Origin of the sequence: Gracilimonas mengyeensis, assembly GCF_900182705.1 — a bacterium.
In the GTDB taxonomy this organism is placed as follows: Bacteria; Bacteroidota; Rhodothermia; order Balneolales; family Balneolaceae; genus Gracilimonas; species Gracilimonas mengyeensis.
Map to the genome: position 1 here is coordinate 1 of NZ_FXTP01000003.1, position 18,446 is coordinate 18,446.

The window sequence follows — 18,446 nt, forward strand, 5'->3', positions numbered from 1 at the left end:
CTCTGTTGGTACTGTTGAGGTTCAACGGCAGAAAAAACCAGCCTGGATATACCTGACGAAGTGCATCTGCCTGCAGGCAGTGCATAGACCAATACTGAAGGTGCCAGGCTGGCTCGATTCCAATAAAACAGGCAGAGAGTAAAGATCACAAGCTACTTATACAACCTTTTGCCTGTTGGTAAATAGTTCTCCCTCTAACATATGAGACCGCTGAACTTATCCGACCCTTTGTAACATCTTCCCGAAGCGGTCGGACGAAGGGTAAATTTATGTCAATTGTTTAAACATTGTTGAGCAAACAACGAAATCGTTTTAGTGATACTCTTTGTAGAGATTTAGGCATCTTAATAGTATCTGTTCCTCTTTCACCCCTTTATAAAATATCCCAAACCACCGATTCTATTATATCCACCCGTCATTCCCGCGAAGGCGAGAATCTTATAGTTGCGAAGGACACATTAGCTGTTACAGTCTCTACTACACATACCGCTTCGAATGGAATACTTAAAATAGCTCCGGCTTTCAGGCCGGTGATAGCATGACAGAGGCACCAAAACCCGAGCCCAGATGAAAGAAAAGCCCCATTGATTATCGAGGGTTGAGCTCCCATAGCTTTGGAAAGATCGCAACCAAAGCTTCGAAAAATGGAATAATCCCAACCACCATCAGGGCGAAGCTTTACTCTACTACAATTTCACCCCCCCGACGGAAGTCGGGGGCTATGGTAATTTGCAATTATGGATCATAACCAATCAGGGCATTTAATTTATAAACCAATCCATTTCAATTAAACCGTAGCTCCACCACAACTACTTCCAGCACCGGCGGTGCAGCCGTAGCAATGCTGGTTGATGCGAATCTCGCGGTTGTTCAGCTTTTCTAAATCAAAATCACGGATGTGTTGAACACTGTTGGGATGGGTTTCCATTTCCAGCATCTGGTTGAAATCACAGTCATATAGGCGGCCATCCCAGCCTACCGAGATGGTATTTCGGCACATCACATTGGCGGCCGCGCCGGGATTGAATGACTCCACCAGCTTCTCCATGTACTCATCCAGGTTACCGCTCATCAACAGAAAATTAAGAAAGCGACTGATGGGCAAATTGGTAATGGTGAACAACTCGTTAAATTCGATCTCATGCTTGCGACTGAGCTGTCGCTTGAACTCTGCCTCCAATGTCTTTTGATCACCCGGCAGAAAGGCACCTACGGGATTATATACCAAGTTGAGTATCAATCCCGTGTTGTCTTTGCCATAGCCAATATCATTAAGGGTCTTAAGAGCGGTGATGGATTTATCGTAGGTTCCTTCACCCCGCTGACGGTCGGTACGCGACTTGCTGTAGAAAGGCAGCGAACAGGTTACTTCCACCTGATGCTCTTTGAAAAAATCTGGCAAGTCGCTGAATTTGTTGGTTGTGAGAATAGTAAGGTTTGATCGCACAATCACGCGCTTTCCCATTTTTGAAACTTCTTCCACAAACCAGCGGAAGTGCGGGTTCATCTCTGGAGCGCCCCCTGTAAGGTCCACGGTTTGGATATCGGATTCACGCAAGGCATCCAGGCAATGCTCAAAAGTTTCCCTGGTCATGATTTCCTGCCGGTCTGGCCCGGCATCCACATGGCAATGCTTACAAGTCATATTGCACATGTAGCCCACGTTCATCTGAAAAATATCTATGCCGGTCGGTTTAAGGGGATGAAGCTCTATCTCTTCCAGCTTTTCACCAAACTTTGGCAGGCTTTTTAGTTTTTCGGAATGATGGTTAATGATATCAAGCTGCACGGCCGGGTCCGACAGCGTATGCGCTTCTGCTTGTAAACTCTTCATAGGATGTAATTAATAGAATAAAAATAATTGATACACAAAGTGTGCAATACCTTACATAGACAAGTCCTTCACCTTGTTCATCATCTGCACGCCATGCACCAGCGAGGATCCTCCGCGAATAGCCGCAGATACGTGCACAGCTTCCATCATTTGTTCCTCGCTGGCCCCGGTTTCCAGGCTTTCGGTGGTATAGGCATCAATACAGTAGGGGCATTGCACCGTGTGTGCTACGGCCAGGGCTATCAATGCTTTTTCTCTTTTGGTAAGTGCCCCTTCTTCAAATACCTCGCCATAGTAATCAAAAAACTTCTCTCCCAGCTTTTCCTGGAATTCTGTAATATCACCAAACTTCTTTAAATCCTCTGGTTTGTAATAGGTCTTGTCCATAATAGTTTTGTTATGCTTAAAAAATGGGTTAATAGTTTTATGCAAATCTCATAGGCACGATGTGGTATAATCAACCTCAACATCCTATAAAATAATTCGTAGCTGCTTTATTGTTTTATTTTGAACAGGAATTAAAACTTCAAGTTGAAACTTTTTCCTGTCTCAAACCTTTAAGTGAATAGAATTCTAACCAAAATTTATTTTCAGAATGAAAAAATATAAACTGATACCACTTCTATTTATAATGGCTGGTATTATAGCCGTTTCTTCACCCGATGCCAAAGCACAAACCCAGGAAGGCGGAGACCTTGGGATAGGCGTAATGTTAGGTGAACCAACGGGACTTTCTTTTAAACTTTGGAATAATGACCGTTCGGCCCTGGCTTTTGGAGCAGCATGGTCTTTCGGCGCCTATGACGCCTTGCACCTGCATGGTGATTACCTGCTACACTCTTGGTTTAACGAAGTTGATCAGGGTGAACTTGCCTTTTACTATGGTATTGGTGCCCGCTTCCTATTTGCAGACCCTGATTCCAAAGTGGGTGTTCGTGTACCATTCGGGTTAAATTATCACATACAAGATGCGCCGGTTGATGTGTTTATTGAAGCTGTGCCCATCTTAAACTTAACTCCTGCCACCGAGTTTGATGGCAACGGGGCATTGGGTATCCGCTACTACTTCTAATCTGCGGTTACTGCACCGACACTTTATCAGATTTGATACAGGGCAGGGTTATTTCCTGCCCTTCTTTTGCCAGCCATATTTTTTCAAATTTATCAGCATGCTCCTTCATAAGCGTGTGCTCCAGGCGAGCCAGTACACCGTCTGAATTATCGGGATCATGATGTGTAAGGCATAATTGTTTCACGCCCGCTCTTGCGGCCATATCTACTGTCAGCTCCCAGGCGGAATGTCCCCATCCCTTTTTCGACTGATATTGTTTTTTTGAATACTGGGCATCATGAACGAGCAGATCCACGCCTTCCAAAAAATCACATAGTTTGCTATTGAACTCATCGGCTGAACGGCCTCCTTTTTCATCCGGGATTTCATTATCCGGAGCAAAAACTATGGATTTATCCTGTGTTCTCAGTTTGAATATGGCCGTAGGTACGGTATGATTTGCCCACATATATTCCATGGTATAATGCTCAAATACTTTCTTACCGTTTTCAAAGTTCTCGCAATCAATATCTGCTTGCAGCATATCCATGGAGACAGGGAAAAAGGTTTTTGACATATGTCCCTGCAGAATTTCCCGGCACCCCATCTCTCCCTGAGGGGGAAGATAAATCCGGAACCAGTTTTTATGATCATAAAAAGGTTTAAAGAAAGGAAAGCCTTGCAAATGATCCCAATGTGGATGCGTGATAAAAATACGGCCTTTAGCAGCATCTGTGTCGTTTTCGAGTGCATTACCAAGATTTCGCAACCCTGTTCCACAATCAAAAATAAGCAATTCATCCTGAGAAGGGATCTCCACCTGCACACAAGTGGTGTTCCCTCCATATTGCATATTTTCAGTGTTGGCACAAGGGGTTGAGCCCCTGACTCCCCACAAAATTATTTTAATCGCATTTTCCAAATTCCGGGTATTTTATTCTCGCCTCATAAAACGCGTATTTTCAAATAAAAACTACACATTTTATTACCGCATTAGCAAAGTAACCTTTTATACGGCAAATACATTCTGAGATATACCAGTCTCATGAATTATGCTGAATTGTACAGAAATCTCACCCGCTAAACCAAAGAAAATTATTCTTCTTCGTCGCCGTCCTCCTCATCGTCAAGGTCGGCACTGTTGTTTTTTATAAGGTCAATTTCTTTCTCCAGGTACTTGATTCGGTCATTCTTCTCCTCGATGGAAGATTCCGCTTTATCAATTTTATCCTGCAATTCATCGCGAAGCGCACTTCCTTTATTCGTTGGCTTAAAATAGGTTTGTGCCTCCTCGTACTGAATGACTTCGCTTTCGAGCTTGGATACCTCTTTCTTGAGCTTATCACTTTCCTTGCGGTATTTAATGACTTTCTTGCGGTCATCGGGATCAACACCTTGCGAAGCTAATTTCTTTTCCATGCCCAAATCAGAACCCAGTGCGCGGTAGCGATCGTATATCACGTCGCAAGCCTCGCGGTACTGCTTCCAGATTTTATTTTTCATTTTGATGGGCACATAGCCGATATCCTTAAACTCCTGCTGCAATTCTTTGGCTTCTTGTACTGCCAGCGCAGGATCGTCGTGGGAGCCCAGCTCTTCGAGTTTCTTAAGGATTTCCTGTTTCTTCTCCAGGTTTTCCTTCTGATCTTCCCGCCGGCCTTTAAAGGCTTCTCTGCGGCGATCGTAGAAGACATCCATTTCACCCTTGAACTTCTTCCAGATCTTGGATGATTTCTTCCGGGGTACAGGACCAATTTTCTTCCACTTCTTCATCAGATCTTGCATAATCTGATGCCCTTTATCAAAATCGTCGGTGTCTTTTATTTCAGATGCTTTTTCAATCAACTCATGTTTTTTATCCAGGTTCTTCTCTTCCTGCTCCCGGAGTACATCAATATTATCTGATTTCTTCTGATTGAAAGCATCCGTGGCTGCTTTAAACTTGTCCCACATTTCATTCTCTTCTTTCTGTGGGAGGTTACCTGCTTTTTTCCAGGCCTTGTGCAGTTTGTTCACCTTGCGTGCCGCTTTGGCAATATTGTCCATATCAACCAGCGCTTCGGCCTCTTTCACGAGGTTCTTCTTCTTATCAAGGGCCTTCTCAATCTTCTCGCGATACTTCTTATCAAACTTGAACCGGAGTTCGTTAAACCTATCCTGTACCGCATTAAAGCGATCCCACAAGCCCTGATTTTTATCGGAAGGCACACGACCTACTTTACGCCATTGTGAGATGAGCTTATTGAACTTGTCTTCCATCTCGCTAAAGTTGGAAGTACTTTCACTTAAAGAATTGGCCAATGAATCCATTTTGTCAAGCAGAAGAAGCTTAAGCTCCAGGTTTTCTTCTTCTTTCTGAAGCTTTTTAACCAAGCGGTCTACTTTGTGGTCTTCAAACTCTGCCAGCAGTTCATTGTAGCGTTTGTCCAGGGCTTCAGCTTCGCCTTGTGGCAACAGTTTGATAGAGTCCCACTTTCCTCGGATTTTGCCTACTTCGCGAGTAGCCGTCCATTTCTCTTCACTAACAATATCGGAAAGCTCTTTGAGGAGCTCTTTTTTTCTGGCAAGATTTTCTTCTTTGCGGCGATTTTGCTCTTCGTAGTGCTTGCGCTTCTTTTCCTCAAAGCCTTCACGCAACTCATTAAATTCATCGATGAGCTTGCTTGCCTTATCACTAACGGATTCAGGACCATCAGCAACCTGCTGTGCGAGATTAGCCAGCTCTGTAGTTACAAAGGTCCAGTCTGTCTGAACTACCAGTTCTTTGGCACGCTCCACGATTTCCTCGTAGTAACTCTCAGCGTCTACTTCAGACTCTTCGGCTTCACCGTCACCCTCCTCTTCCGAGGCTTCAACGTCTTCACTTTCAGCTGATTCTTCTTCAGCTTCCTCGGCATCTGCAGCCTCGGCACTTTCTTCTTCTGCGGACTCTTCAGCAGTTTCAGCTTCCGGTGCTTCTTGTTGCTTCTCTTCAGATTCAACAGCAGCTTCCTCTTCAACAGGAGTGTCTTCTGTAACAGATTCATCAGTGGCCTTCGAAGTCTCTTCAGTCACTTCTTCCTGCTTGGTAGGCTTCTCTTCGCCTGCAGAAGTGTTGTTTTCTTCAGCGTTGGTATTTTGATCTTTGGTATCGGTGTTGTTTTGCTCCAGGTTCTTCACAGTAACCTTCCTTTCCTCGTGGGACAGTTTTATGATTTCACGGCTCTAAGCCTTCTTCGTTAGACTTGTTAAGATAATATATCTAACCAATTTTTGGCAATGCCGTCTAAAAAACCACAAACCTATTCAGATCAGGCAGATACGATGGGTTGATATGTACCGCTGCTATTAAAAGATCGTCACCTAAAAGCACGAAACTGTCTTCTTACTCTTCTTTATGCAAGTGCACATCGCGCTGAGGAAAAGGCATTTCGATGTCGTTGTTATCCAACTCTTCTTTAATTTTCTCCAGATTCTCCCAGAAGTAGCTCCAGTAGTCTTCGGTCTTGGTCCAGCTGCGCACGGAAAGATCAAGGGAGCTATCTCCCAGATTTGTCAACACAACCACTGGCTCTGGATCTGGCAATGTACGTTCATCACTATTCAACACATTCAAAATTACTTCACGGGCCTGTTTCACATCTGAATCATAACTGACACCTACCGAAAACACGGCTCTTCGTGTTTCTTTTCTTGAATAGTTTGTAACAGGTGAATTTGCAAGCTGGCCGTTGGGAACAATAATCACCTGGTTGTTCGGAGTTCTGATGGTGGTATGCAAAATATCAATTTTCTCCACCGTACCAGACTCGCTTCCGCGTTCTATAAAATTCCCAACCTCAAACGGCTTAAAGAACAGGATCAGTACACCGCCTGCAAAATTGGAGAGGCTGCCTTGCAGTGCCAAACCTACCGCCAAACCCGCTGCACCAAGAATGGCAATGAACGACGTCATTTGAACGCCCAACATACCCAGGGCTGTAATATAGACCAGTACTTTCAATAAAATGGATATCAGGCTTTTCAGAAATGCCACCAGTGCATCATCCACATTACTGCGATTTAGCACCCTTACGGCTCCTTTCACCAAAATCTTTACAATCCATAAACCAATGACCAGCGTAGCAATTGCCGCCAGCAGTTTAGGACCAAACTCCATTACAAAGCCCATTAATTCTTCTGAACTGATCGTAAAACTATCCATTTACTATACTCCTAATTTTAAAATTTATACTCTCAAATATGGCAAAATAATTAAACAGTATCATTTATAGCCATAAAAAAAGGAGGGCTGTTCACCCTCCTTTCAAATACAAGTTTTTTAAAATCAGAGTTCAGCAATTTCTTTTTTTATCTGATCTTTTGTTTTACCAAGTTTTTTCTGAAGCTTTCCGAGCAGCTCATCTTCCTGCCCTTCTGTGTAAGCTAAGTCGTCATCGGTAAGCTCACCGTATTTTTGCTTCAGCTTTCCTTTAGTTTCGTTCCAGTTACCTTTTATGTTAAGGTCATTCATAATGCTCTCCTGTTTGCTTTAATTATATGTATCAGTTGATAAGAGAGAAGGCAGACGAGCCGCCTTCTGCTCTTGGTATATTCTATATTAGTAAGTCGTTGTTTTAATCTTCTAAATGGCTTCGAAGCATCCAGGCTGTTTTGGAGTGTACCGTCAGACGTTCCGTTAACAGATCAATTGTAGCTTCGTCTTCGGCTTCGTTAGCAGGTTTTAGTGCTTCACGTGCAGTGCGGATTACCTGCTCGTTGGCTTTAGCTAAGCGTTTCACCATTTCTTTGGCCTTGGGCTGGTCAACATCTTCTTCAATAGATGTTAATTCATTGAATTCTTTAAAAGAACCCGGAGCCCGAAAACCGATGGCACGAATACGTTCCGCAATTTCATCAATAGCTTCAGCAAGTTCCGTGTACTGTTCTTCAAATTGCTCGTGAAGTTGATGGAAAAGTTCACCTGTAACGTTCCAGTGATAATTGTGTGTCTTCAAATACAGCAGATAACTGTCTGCCAATACTTTTGAGAGTCCTTCAGCAATTTTCTCTCTGTTCTCTTCAGTGATCCCAATATTTACTTCCATGGTTGATACTCCGTTTAGTGTTTCAATATCCATCGTGCAACTTACTTTGTTTTTGTGAATATTCAATTAAATAAACAATACTAAACAGGATTGGTTCCATTACTCAACTCCTTATTTAAATAGATTTACAATAACCCTCATCGACAGTATTTATGGAACATTCAGAGGTACAAATTAGCTTCTTTTTACCCCCGCATGGTTATCTTAAGAATGCTCAAATCCTTTGTATTAATTTGGAAATCTACAGCTCTTAGAAATGCTGAGCTAAGCTGTATACTATTTTTCTTTTCGCTTATTAATCAAGGCATTCGGGAATCTGGCTAAGATGAGTGATGCTAATATCAGGTTCTATATTTTGGCACCGTTCATCATTCTCCCTTAGACGTAGTGAACGTTGATCTCCTGCAAACAGAGCGGTCTTAAAACCGGCCTCAGCAGCAGGGTATACGTCATTGAGCATATCGTTACCCACAAATAGTACTTCTTCTGGTTCAATTTCATAGTCCTCCCGAAGCTTTTTGCTGGCTATCTCATAAAAATGAACCGATGGCTTGGCGATGTCTTCCGAAAAAGACCAAAACAATAAATCCGGATGGAAGCCCATCTCTTCAAGCGATTTCTCTGTCAAGGCTTCCAATGTGAGTGGACTATAAAACTGAGAGTTTGAAATGATCCCTAATAAGCGATCACTCTCTTGCAGGCTATCCAGAGTTGACTGCAAGCCGGGCATCAGCCAGGGTTCATCGTAGCGGGTTACAAATTCAGTAACCAAAGCGGGTATATCATCAAAATCGAATCCTCCAATCATTTCTTCCTCTTCCAGCTCCCGAACTGCTTCTATCCAAACACGAATGATATCTACTTCGGGATAATCCTTTCCCTCTTCTTTTTTCTTATGATGGGTTTTCCGTATGATTTTGTGCAGCACGTTTACCGCTTTTTTAGCCACGTCAGGCTCCATCGAAATGCCAAAAGCCTGAAAAGACTCCTGCATGGCTTTAATTTGCCGCTCTTTCCCATCTTGTTGCATGGGCTCGGTCCCGGAAATGAGAATGGTTCCATACACATCAAAAAACACAGCTTTTATATTTTTTAATGGAGATAGTTGTGGCTCAAAACCGGTTTCTATCGGGTCTTTGGCCACAGACCTTTTTCGAATAATCTCTTTAAATTTCTTTAGTTCTTTGGATGTAAATTCTGCCGACATATCAGGTTCTGAGGAGTGAGAAGTTTTGGGGAGATTGAAATCTTTTTAATAGCGAAGAAGACCGGGCATATTTCACCTTTTCTGTCTCGCCATTTTGAAGTGCATCATACACCTCAAGTAATCGCTCAGCGTAGCGCGACAAACTAAATTCCTTTTTCGTGATCGCTTTATTTTTTTCAATAATTGCCTCATCCGGCCATTTGCTACTTAGGGATACGGGCTGTATCTGCTCTTTCAGGGCAGGCTCTTTCCTGAGACGTGCAATCACCGTTCGCTGTATCTCTTCATCCAGCGCCCCAAAGTCAACCTTGTCTTCGTCTAATAACGTGTTTATCCAATAGCTCAGATCTTCTTCTTCAAATTCAATCCCGTAACGCTTCAGGTTCTTTTGTATCGCTTTCCTGAAACGTGCGGTTATCTTAGCCTTACTGATCCATGCTACCGGTATTTTTACTTGCTCGTACATCCCGGGAAACTGAATTCCCCGTTCTCTAAAGTCAGCCACAATGTCGGGTAAAATTCTCCCGGTTAGAGGTTTACCTGCCAGCCAGCTTTCCAGGTAAATCAACCCGAAACCTTCAGCAATGCTGGTTGTGATAAAGGCATCGGCACGGTTCAGTAATTCCGGGAAACTCATGTCCCATTTCTGGCCTGCTTCAAAAGTTACCGGCAGCTTTTCCTTTTCAGCAAACTTTTTCCACTGATTATAACTGTCATGATACTTGGGGTTTTTAGGAGCCAGGGTTACCGCAAAGTGTTCATTTTCGCCGGCGAGAGCTGACCAAAGCAAAAATTCACCAATATTTTTCCTGGGGATTACCCGACAGGGATACAAGTAAAGCTTTCCTGAACCCCCCTGATTATCTTCGTTACCTGCTATTTCTTCTTGCTCCAGATCTAAAGAAACAGGATTGGACAACAAATGAAGTTGATCCTTTTTGATGCCTGTATCCGCCAGGATATCCTGATCTCGTCCATTAAGTACGGCATAGTGAATGTTCGGGGCTAATGGGTAAAGCCGTTGAGCCAATGAATGTTCTTGAGAAACAGACGACTCACCTGATAGGTAGCGATAATTTTTTGCACGATTATCTTCGGCAAAATCATGGATATGAAAAAGCATTCGGTGTTCTTGCTCGGCCAGCCTCAAAACCAGCCGGGTAAAAGCTGCATTTTTCCCTAAGGAGTGATTATGAACATGCCACACATCGGGCAGAGCTCCCAGTTGATCTTTCGCAGCATCTTTCACTTCGGAAACCATCTCTTCGTAATCCCGTTCAGGATTTTCATTACCATAAGACAACCCTTTAACTACTTTGACGATTTCCTCCGGCACATCAAAGGAATCGCCAGGTTCTTCGCCTGTGATTATACACAGCTCCACGTCTTTATTTTTGAGGGCCTCAACAGTATGCTCAATAATACGGGTAACGCCTCCGCCCCGGAGATGATAGTGCAAGATGGCTACGCGTGGTTTACGCATCAGTCCACATTAAATTTTTTGCGGTATTCGGGGATATCAATCATTGGCGGGCGTTCATCCTCGTGAATCTCATGCTCCAGTTGCTCATACTTCTCTTTGCGGGCCTGGAACTGTCGTAAGATCGTGTTGTACGCTTGCTTAACCTCCACTACGTTTTGATCGCCGGCACGGGTTAAAAAAGATTGCAAGAGTCCAAATGCCATGCGACCAAGTGCCTGGGTGGATTGGTTTCGGTGCACTCTTTTATCCAGATCGGTTTGGGCAAAAGCACCGAGGCCATGTTTGCTGTACACATCAATCAGGTGTGAGGTTTCCACACCGTATCCAATTGGAAAGGGAATTTCCTGCAGTACATCCCGTCGTACGGCATATTCCCCGGAAAGGGGCTGAATGATAGCAGTGAGTTCAGGATAAAACAGAGAAAACAAGGGACGGATGAGAATCTCCGTTACACGCCCACCACCTGAAGGCCTCACAGTATCGGAAACGGCAAGCGGGCGGTCATAGAAAGCCTTCACATACTTAATTTCTTCACGATAGATAAGCGGCGCCACCAAACCATAGACAAACCGGGGATGGATGTTTTTAATATCAGCATCCACATATACAATAATATCTCCTTTTAACTGGTAGATTGCTTTCCAGAGGTTTTCGCCTTTACCTTTTTTCTGTTCAAGATCGGGCAAAATATCGCTAGCCAGGTAAGTGTCAGCCCCAAAAGTGGAGGCTACTTCCAGCGTTTTATCCTCGGAGCCGGAATCAATCACTGCAATTTCATCCAGCAACGGATACCGGTTCACTAACTCGGATTTAAACAAGACCACCTCTTTACCGATGGTTTCTTCTTCATTCAGCGTGGGGATACAAAGCGAAATTGTAAGCCCCTGCTCTTCTTTCCGCTGAATAAGTTTTTTGAGATCCCAAAAATCGGAATGGTGATAGGTATTTTCTTCTAACCACTTCTCAATGTTCATTGCAGTGCCCTCCATCCACAGCTAAGATAATAGCTACCAGTTGTGCAAGTCCTTTATACATGGGGTCAATGTTTATAAATTCGTCTTCCATTTGCAGGTTTTTTCCAGATGATACGCCTACGGTCAATGCCGGGATATCGTAATCGATGAAGCCCGAGAGCTCAGAAGTACTCGGTTCATAGCGGGGATTTACTTCACATTCCTTCAATATCTGTCGGGCGCAGCGCACCAGGGGATGTGAAAATTCAATACCGCCCGGCTGCCTTTTAGCAAAAATATCCAAATTCAAATAATCGCCGGTTTTTGAAGCCACTTCTGCCACGGCTTCTTCCAGTCGATAACCAATTTCGTCTACTACACTGCCTGACTCCGAACGTATCTCAAAACCAAGCTTTGCTGTTGTAGCGCGTTTGTTGAAGTCGGCACCGCCTTCCATTTTACCCAACACAATGCTGGAACGGGGACGTTTAGGCAGCGGGATATCGTTAATCTTGTTGATCACTTCATTAATGGTAAGAATAGCGCTTGAATCCCCAAAGCTGGTCCAATCATACTCGGCCGGAATACGGCATACAATCTCTCCGCGCAGCATCCCAATTGACATATGGCTGAGTCTGCCAAACTGAACGCCTTCTACGCAGATACCGGCTTTTATAGGATGTTCATTGTTGGCCAGAAAGAACCTCAACCCTTCAATATCGCCCCGGCCCAGGCTTTTGGTAGAACCCATCAGGATAAGATCGTTCTTAAGCTCAATATCCAGTTTGTTTAAAATATCCGGTAAAGAAGCAATGGCCGCCAGACCTAACGTATTATCAGCTACGCCAGGGCCTGTAACCACATCGGGCTTTACACTTAGTGTGTGATCGGTTTTCTCTGAAAAAACCGTGTCGGTATGAGCCAATACCAAAATATTTCCTTCTCCTTCAGATCCCTCTAACACGCCAAAGCCGTTATCTTTCTCATCCATAGCCGTATTCAGAAGCCCGACTTCACTGAATCTGTTTACCAGCATTTTGTTTCGTCGTTCTTCTTTAAATGTGGGAGCGGGGATTTCGCCCAGCAAAACAAGATTTGCTAAAATAGTTTCCCGCATCTCGCTGATAGCTTCAGTTAATGCGGGTAGTTGCTCTTGGATCTGCTCAAATGTACCAGCCGTTTTTATACTCATGTTTTTTGATGGTGCCATATCAGGTTTTTTAAAAGGCAGATTGTGACATCAAACCGTAATTAATTAACCATTTTTCGCTTTTTACATTATAATTATCAGGTATTTAATGTTTTTATCCTCATTAAACAAATTTTATCCCTGCTTAGTTTGTAAACATAGCTATTCTTAACCTTCAGTTTACACCAAACTTGTGTACATAGAGGCAAAAAATAAAGACAAACTTTTGCAGGCTATTTACTATGCATAGCCTAACTGCTAATGCTGTTGATTTTAGCCCCAATTTGATAATTGGCAGGTTTTTGTTTAGGATTGATGAACTATTTAAGTCTTGATCTCTTTTATAGATGTAGTTGCATCAATTTTTTTATGTCTGCCTGATCCACATTTGTTGAATTTGGCACTTAATTCTTGGGGCTTTATCAAATTTTAGCAGCTTACCCCACCAGGCCAGACATCTTATTTCAAGTCCAGTTTAATGCGACTGAATTCTCACCATTAGTGCTGTATTTAATTCTAACCTAAAACAATCCATCATGGCAATAAGAGGAGAAGAAAAAAAGCCTGGTAAACAGACGGGCTTAAACAAATATTTTGATATCCATAAACCCGTTTTTTGGCCCTCTGTATTACTAATTACTGCAATGATTGTTGCTACCCTATCATTGGGCAGCAGTGCCGAAGATATCTTTAGTAACATCCAGGCTTTCATTAGTAATAATGGTGGCTGGTTTTTTGTTATAGCCGTTAACGTATTTATCCTGTTTTCGCTTTTTATTGCTTTTAGCCGGTTTGGTGATATCAAGCTCGGTGGCGATGAAGCCGAACCCGATTTCAGCACACTTGCCTGGTTTGCCATGTTATTTAGTGCCGGCATGGGAATTGGTATTATGTTTTGGAGTGTGGCTGAGCCCATCTTTCATTACTTATCCCCACCAACCGTTGAGGGCGGAACCACGGAAGCTGCCCAACAAGCCATGAACATCACTTATTTACACTGGGGCTTTCACGCCTGGGGTATCTATGCCGTTGTTGGCCTGTCGCTGGCTTTCTTTGCCTTTAACCGCAATCTCCCTCTATCATTCCGCTCAGTATTTTATCCCCTTATCGGTGATCGTATTAAAGGCTGGATGGGTGACGTTATTGACGTACTTGCGGTGTTGGCTACCCTTTTTGGATTAGCCACTTCTTTAGGATTAGGCGTATTACAGGTGAGTGCAGGCTTAGAACATGTTTTTGGTTTGCCTGATAATATTTATATACAAGTCGGTATTATCATAGCTATCACCGGGGTCGCTACACTTTCTGTGGTATTGGGGATTGATAAAGGCGTACGGGTACTAAGCGAATTTAACGTCCGTATTGCCGCGCTATTTTTAGTGTTTGTGATATTTGTTGGGCCGACCATCTTTATCATGGATAGTTTTGTACAGAACTTTGGCGGATACCTGAATTCTGTAGCAACCTTTAGCTTTTGGACCGAATCCTATGCCGGCAGTGACTGGCAAAACAGCTGGACCATTTTCTACTGGGCCTGGTGGATTTCCTGGTCTCCCTATGTTGGGATGTTCATCGCCCGTATCTCTAAAGGCCGAACGGTTAAGCAATTTGTATTGGGCGTTCTCATTGTTCCAAGTATTATCACGTTTCTTTGGATGTCAGCTTTTGGCGGCTCCGCCATCAGCCTTGAAATGCAAGGCATAGGCAACATTGGAGACGCTGTTAATGAAAACGTAGCAACGGCACTATTTGTATTCCTGGAGCAATTCCCTCTCGAGATGATTACTTCGGTAATCGCTATTGTGCTAATTTTGAGTTTCTTTGTGACTTCTTCTGATTCCGGCTCCCTGGTTATTGACGGACTAACCAGTGGCGGCAAGCTGGATGCGCCTGTTGGGCAACGGATATTTTGGGCACAAACGGAGGGACTGGTTGCGGCCATACTTTTAGTCGGCGGTGGCTTAAGCGCCCTTCAGACAGCCTCAATTAGTACCGGCCTACCCTTTGCTCTTATTTTGTTGGTAATGTGTTACAGCCTGCAACAGGGCCTCAGGCGGGAATACCAAGAGAAACACAACAAAATAAAACAGGAAGAACGCGATACCTATAGAGAACTGGTTAAAGACACTATAGAAAAACAAAAAGACGAAGTTTAGGAGGTACTATTTATATCATGAAAAATTTAGAACACTGGTTTATTTGCCTTGATCTTTCCAAGATGGACGATATCCTAATTGGGTACATTAACTTTTTAACCTCTGTCGTAAAACCTAAAACTATTTCATTTTTTCATGTGGTAGAATCGGGCTCTGTTGCTGATGAGATGGTTGAGCTGTTTCCCGATATCGAATCTGAGGATGATTTTGAAGATGTAATCCGAAAAGAAATATCAGATAAGATTTCCTCAAATTTTGAAAGTTTAGATGATATTGAAACGCGGGTCATCATTAAAGAAGGTCGCCCAACCGACGAGATCATCGAGCTTATGAATAGTATGGATCCTGACTTGTTGGTTATGGGAAAGAAAACCGGCTATAAAGGAGAAGGCGTGATTGCCCGGCGTATTGTTAAGTACGTTCCTTCTTCCATCTTGTTTGTACCTGAAAACAGTCGATACGCCATCAATACCATACTTACCCCTGTCGACTATTCAGAACAATCAGCCAATGCTATTAAAACAAGCCTTGAATTAGTTTCATCTCAAGACGGTAAAGTGAGAGCACAACATATTTTTAAATACCCTTCTCACTTCTTCCCCTATATGCCGTCTGATGAAGAAAAAGCAAAGCTCAGAAATCATTTGGAAGAAAAAGAATCTGAATTCAAGGAAGAATATGATATCCCCGCTGAAGTAGATTTTTCGTTGACCCTGCACAAAGAAGGCCGAATGGGCGACGATGTGTATGATGAAGCCGTACGAAATCAAGCCGATTTGATTGTGGTAGGTGCTAAATCTGGTAAGAAAATTACCAGTATTTTGCGCGACGACTTCACGGATAAGATGACTTATTATTCTTTTGGGATACCACTGCTGGTAGTCAAGAACAAAGACAAACACCGAAAATTTCTCAGTTCCTTATTTAGGGGCTAAATTACTTTGAAGATTTAGCTTTCTTCTTTTCTTACAAGGATAATTGCTTCCAAAATTATCCAAAGGGTGAAGCCAAGAATGATAGACCCAAAACCGAAAAGAAGGAAGTTAGCTTCATTCGCTCCATAACCCGACCAATCTAAAACAACCTGTTCCGTCATAGCCCAGAGCGTCATGGCTAATACAAATATCATTGGTATGAGTGTATAAACGATGCTACGGCCATTCCGTTTTAGCCAAATGGTCACCAGCAATAAACTAATACCTGCCAACAGTTGGTTTGATGTTCCAAATAGAGGCCACAACAAATAGCCGCCAGATCCAAGTCCTTTGGGACCTTCAGGTAATAATACCAAAGCGGCACTTGCTCCTACTGCTATCAAGGTAGAAAGATGTAATTTTGTGAGTGGTTCAACCTGGTATTCCTCCCCAAGTTCATTTATGATATATCTCATCAGTCGCACCGAAGTATCTAATGTAGTAGCGGCGAAACTTATCACGATCACGGCTATAATGGTCTTCGCAGCCTCTAAAGGTATCCACAAGGCAGTAGCCAATTCAGCGGCACCCTCTACGAAAATATTTAAGCCTACCGAACCTGCTTCTGAAAAAGAATGATAGACGTTCATGAACTCTCCGGTGCTATTAAAATAGGTTATGATGGCCGCGATGGTTATTAAGGCCAGTGAACCTTCTCCTATTGCACCAAGATATCCTACAAAGCGTGCATCGGTCTCTTTATCAAGCTGTTTTGCCGAAGTACCGGATGACACTAATCCATGAAAACCAGAGATAGCACCACAAGCTATTGTGATGAATAGAAGAGGAAACCAGCTAACATCGGTTGCCTCAGGATTGGTTGCAGGTGCTGTTATCTCAGGGCTGCTTAAGAATAAGCCGAGATAGAGTATTAAAAGTCCCAACACCAGTTGATATGCATTGATTAAGTCACGGGGTTGTAAAAGCATCCAAACTGGCAGTGTAGAGGCAAAATAAACGTAGACCATCAAAACAATAATCCAGATCAGGAATGCCATCTCTACGCCTGAAAAACCTAACAGAGATCTCCCTTCTTCTCCTCCAAAATATTGGACCAGATCAATCTGCAATAACGGTACATAGCTGGCAATTACTGCTGTTGAGTACATTATTATCAGTACAAAAACGGATGGGATGACCATATTCCCCGTTTTTCTATAGGCTCTTACTCCAATCCAAATGGCCAGCGGTATTTGAATAAAGATAGAGAGTACTGTTGCAGGAAAGCTGATAAACAGGTTTGATATTACCCAGGCAAAAACGGCATTTACCATCAATACCAAAATCAAAATGATGAAAAGAAATAATAGCTTGGCACGGTGACCGATTAACTGGTCAGCAAGGGTCCCAATAGATTGACCTTTATGGCGTACCGAAAGCACCATGGTTCCAAAATCATGAACACCTGCTGCAAAAATAGTTCCTAAGACTACCCAAAGCATAGCAGGGAGCCACCCCCAGTAAACAGCAATTGCAGGGCCTACAATAGGAGCTGCACCCGCAATAGAGGTAAAATGATGTCCTAAGAGCACCCATTTGTTTGCAGGTACATAATCGACATCATCCTGAAACTCATGTGCAGGTGTAATATAGTTAGGGTTCAGTTGGTATATCTTTTCAGCAAGGAATCTTGAATAGTATCTGTACCCAACAAAAAATAGTATAAGCGATACCGCAGCTACCCAACTTGCTTGCATAATTTTACCTCATTTACATTTATCCAACTTTATTTCCCCTCCCCAAATATATAAAAAGAGTGCTAAGTGTAAAGAGTAGCAAAAGGGAAAGCATAAGCTGCACCCTAGCTCTTTTACAAATAAAAAAACCAGCCTGTATTCTTTTCAAGCTGGTCTATGATCTAATCTACTGAAATGATTGTAATATCGTTTTACAGCTTACTATCTATTGAATACTTTCCACCACCTGTGAATAGGGTTACCATAAACATTAGCAAAAATATTAGTGCCTTCTCTTTTTGACTAAAAGGATCCCCTGCATGGGCGAAAAATACGGCTACCGCCATGTTTATCACCAGGATGAATGAAGCTATGCGTGTCCATAATCCTAAAGTCACGAATAAGCCACAAATTCCTTCAGCAAATGCAGCCAATATGAGAGAAAGTTCTGGCCCAATCCCAATGGGATCGGCAAATCCAAAATCACCATTTATAACTTTCATCAGTTTTGGCAGTCCATGGGTAAATATAAATAGACCCGCGCCAATCCTTAGTAACAGAACTGAATAATGGACAGATATAAATTTATTAACGTCTGTTGATGTTAACTTGTTAAACATAGTATCACCTCATTTTTATTGATGTCAAGTCTTGGTTATTGGCTGGCTTAAAAGCCGGTCTTTTTTGTAAACTAAATAAAATTAAAAGGAAGGTCTTAGCTAATATCTACATATTTGTTATCATTTTTTTGCATTTCACCGTTCCCCCATCATGTACAGATATAAAAAAACCCTTCATATAATGCTGATAGTCAGGCTTATACAAAGGGTTTCAGCAAATTTGCCGTAATTCTGAAG

At 42.8% G+C, this 18,446-nt stretch carries 16 protein-coding genes; 3 read left to right on the forward strand and 13 right to left on the reverse strand.

What is annotated here, in order from left to right:
* Positions 1-787 precede the first annotated feature (787 nt).
* Both arsS and FN815_RS04575 read right to left on the reverse strand, forming a co-directional pair.
* Positions 788-1,834: an arsenosugar biosynthesis radical SAM (seleno)protein ArsS gene (arsS, locus tag FN815_RS04570; protein WP_142453443.1), complete on the reverse strand. Its 1,047-nt coding sequence runs from the start codon at positions 1,832-1,834 to the stop codon at positions 788-790.
* 51 nt (positions 1,835-1,885) lie between these two features.
* Positions 1,886-2,221, reverse strand: coding sequence for an arsenosugar biosynthesis-associated peroxidase-like protein (locus tag FN815_RS04575; RefSeq protein WP_142453444.1), 336 nt, complete (start codon positions 2,219-2,221; stop codon positions 1,886-1,888).
* A 208-nt stretch (positions 2,222-2,429) separates the two neighbouring features.
* Here FN815_RS04575 and FN815_RS04580 point away from each other — a divergent pair, with 208 nt between their 5' ends.
* Positions 2,430-2,906: a hypothetical protein gene (locus FN815_RS04580; RefSeq protein WP_246075149.1), complete on the forward strand. Its 477-nt coding sequence runs from the start codon at positions 2,430-2,432 to the stop codon at positions 2,904-2,906.
* A gap of 7 nt (positions 2,907-2,913) precedes the next feature.
* On the opposite strand, the gene FN815_RS04585 is transcribed toward FN815_RS04580, so the two are convergent.
* The 9 genes from FN815_RS04585 to FN815_RS04625 all read right to left on the reverse strand — a co-directional run bounded on the left by FN815_RS04585 (position 2,914) and on the right by FN815_RS04625 (position 12,804).
* Positions 2,914-3,738, reverse strand: a complete 825-nt coding sequence (locus FN815_RS04585; protein ID WP_142453445.1) for an MBL fold metallo-hydrolase — start codon at positions 3,736-3,738, stop codon at positions 2,914-2,916.
* A gap of 242 nt (positions 3,739-3,980) precedes the next feature.
* Positions 3,981-6,044 carry a DUF349 domain-containing protein gene (locus FN815_RS04590; protein ID WP_142453446.1) on the reverse strand — a complete coding sequence of 688 codons (2,064 nt, stop codon included), beginning with the start codon at positions 6,042-6,044 and terminating at the stop codon, positions 3,981-3,983.
* Positions 6,045-6,249: 205 nt separating this feature from the next.
* Positions 6,250-7,068 carry a mechanosensitive ion channel family protein gene (locus tag FN815_RS04595; protein WP_142453447.1) on the reverse strand — a complete coding sequence of 273 codons (819 nt, stop codon included), beginning with the start codon at positions 7,066-7,068 and terminating at the stop codon, positions 6,250-6,252.
* Positions 7,069-7,191: 123 nt separating this feature from the next.
* A complete protein-coding gene (locus FN815_RS04600) occupies positions 7,192-7,377 on the reverse strand; it encodes a CsbD family protein (protein ID WP_142453448.1) in 186 nt (61 codons plus the stop codon).
* 103 nt (positions 7,378-7,480) lie between these two features.
* Positions 7,481-7,984, reverse strand: a complete 504-nt coding sequence (locus FN815_RS04605) for a Dps family protein (protein ID WP_221930236.1) — start codon at positions 7,982-7,984, stop codon at positions 7,481-7,483.
* 262 nt (positions 7,985-8,246) lie between these two features.
* Positions 8,247-9,158: an HAD family hydrolase gene (locus tag FN815_RS04610; protein ID WP_142453449.1), complete on the reverse strand. Its 912-nt coding sequence runs from the start codon at positions 9,156-9,158 to the stop codon at positions 8,247-8,249.
* Between the two features lies 1 nt (position 9,159).
* Positions 9,160-10,641, reverse strand: coding sequence for a glycosyltransferase family 4 protein (locus FN815_RS04615; RefSeq protein ID WP_142453450.1), 1,482 nt, complete (start codon positions 10,639-10,641; stop codon positions 9,160-9,162).
* Positions 10,641-11,615: a glucosyl-3-phosphoglycerate synthase gene (locus FN815_RS04620; protein ID WP_142453451.1), complete on the reverse strand. Its 975-nt coding sequence runs from the start codon at positions 11,613-11,615 to the stop codon at positions 10,641-10,643. The genes FN815_RS04615 and FN815_RS04620 overlap by 1 nt, the downstream gene beginning before the upstream one ends.
* Positions 11,605-12,804 carry a M20/M25/M40 family metallo-hydrolase gene (locus FN815_RS04625; RefSeq protein WP_221930237.1) on the reverse strand — a complete coding sequence of 400 codons (1,200 nt, stop codon included), beginning with the start codon at positions 12,802-12,804 and terminating at the stop codon, positions 11,605-11,607. The genes FN815_RS04620 and FN815_RS04625 overlap by 11 nt, the downstream gene beginning before the upstream one ends.
* A gap of 515 nt (positions 12,805-13,319) precedes the next feature.
* On the opposite strand from FN815_RS04625, the gene FN815_RS04630 reads away from it, so the two are divergent.
* Both FN815_RS04630 and FN815_RS04635 read left to right on the forward strand, forming a co-directional pair.
* Complete coding sequence (locus FN815_RS04630) at positions 13,320-14,939, forward strand: BCCT family transporter (protein ID WP_142453452.1); 1,620 nt, start codon at positions 13,320-13,322, stop codon at positions 14,937-14,939.
* Between the two features lie 17 nt (positions 14,940-14,956).
* Positions 14,957-15,874 (forward strand): universal stress protein, encoded by a 918-nt coding sequence (locus tag FN815_RS04635; RefSeq protein WP_142453453.1) that lies wholly within the window; start codon positions 14,957-14,959, stop codon positions 15,872-15,874.
* Between the two features lie 14 nt (positions 15,875-15,888).
* On the opposite strand, the gene FN815_RS04640 is transcribed toward FN815_RS04635, so the two are convergent.
* Entirely contained in the window at positions 15,889-17,610 is a 1,722-nt protein-coding gene (locus FN815_RS04640; RefSeq protein WP_142453454.1) for a carbon starvation CstA family protein, read from the reverse strand.
* 191 nt (positions 17,611-17,801) lie between these two features.
* Positions 17,802-18,209: a DoxX family protein gene (locus tag FN815_RS04645; protein WP_142453455.1), complete on the reverse strand. Its 408-nt coding sequence runs from the start codon at positions 18,207-18,209 to the stop codon at positions 17,802-17,804.
* Between the last annotated feature and the right edge of the window lie 237 nt (positions 18,210-18,446).

Coding starts and splice junctions, on each gene's coding strand:
- FN815_RS04610 (WP_142453449.1), bottom strand. CDS start 9,158: ATGTCGGCAGAATTTACATCCAAAGAACTAAAGAAATTTAAAGAGATT.
- FN815_RS04580 (WP_246075149.1), top strand. CDS start 2,430: ATGAAAAAATATAAACTGATACCACTTCTATTTATAATGGCTGGTATT.
- FN815_RS04600 (WP_142453448.1), bottom strand. CDS start 7,377: ATGAATGACCTTAACATAAAAGGTAACTGGAACGAAACTAAAGGAAAG.
- FN815_RS04620 (WP_142453451.1), bottom strand. CDS start 11,615: ATGAACATTGAGAAGTGGTTAGAAGAAAATACCTATCACCATTCCGAT.
- FN815_RS04615 (WP_142453450.1), bottom strand. CDS start 10,641: ATGCGTAAACCACGCGTAGCCATCTTGCACTATCATCTCCGGGGCGGA.
- FN815_RS04625 (WP_221930237.1), bottom strand. CDS start 12,804: ATGGCACCATCAAAAAACATGAGTATAAAAACGGCTGGTACATTTGAG.
- FN815_RS04605 (WP_221930236.1), bottom strand. CDS start 7,984: ATGGATATTGAAACACTAAACGGAGTATCAACCATGGAAGTAAATATT.
- FN815_RS04585 (WP_142453445.1), bottom strand. CDS start 3,738: ATGCAATATGGAGGGAACACCACTTGTGTGCAGGTGGAGATCCCTTCT.
- FN815_RS04630 (WP_142453452.1), top strand. CDS start 13,320: ATGGCAATAAGAGGAGAAGAAAAAAAGCCTGGTAAACAGACGGGCTTA.
- FN815_RS04635 (WP_142453453.1), top strand. CDS start 14,957: ATGAAAAATTTAGAACACTGGTTTATTTGCCTTGATCTTTCCAAGATG.
- arsS (WP_142453443.1), bottom strand. CDS start 1,834: ATGAAGAGTTTACAAGCAGAAGCGCATACGCTGTCGGACCCGGCCGTG.
- FN815_RS04640 (WP_142453454.1), bottom strand. CDS start 17,610: ATGCAAGCAAGTTGGGTAGCTGCGGTATCGCTTATACTATTTTTTGTT.
- FN815_RS04595 (WP_142453447.1), bottom strand. CDS start 7,068: ATGGATAGTTTTACGATCAGTTCAGAAGAATTAATGGGCTTTGTAATG.
- FN815_RS04645 (WP_142453455.1), bottom strand. CDS start 18,209: ATGTTTAACAAGTTAACATCAACAGACGTTAATAAATTTATATCTGTC.
- FN815_RS04575 (WP_142453444.1), bottom strand. CDS start 2,221: ATGGACAAGACCTATTACAAACCAGAGGATTTAAAGAAGTTTGGTGAT.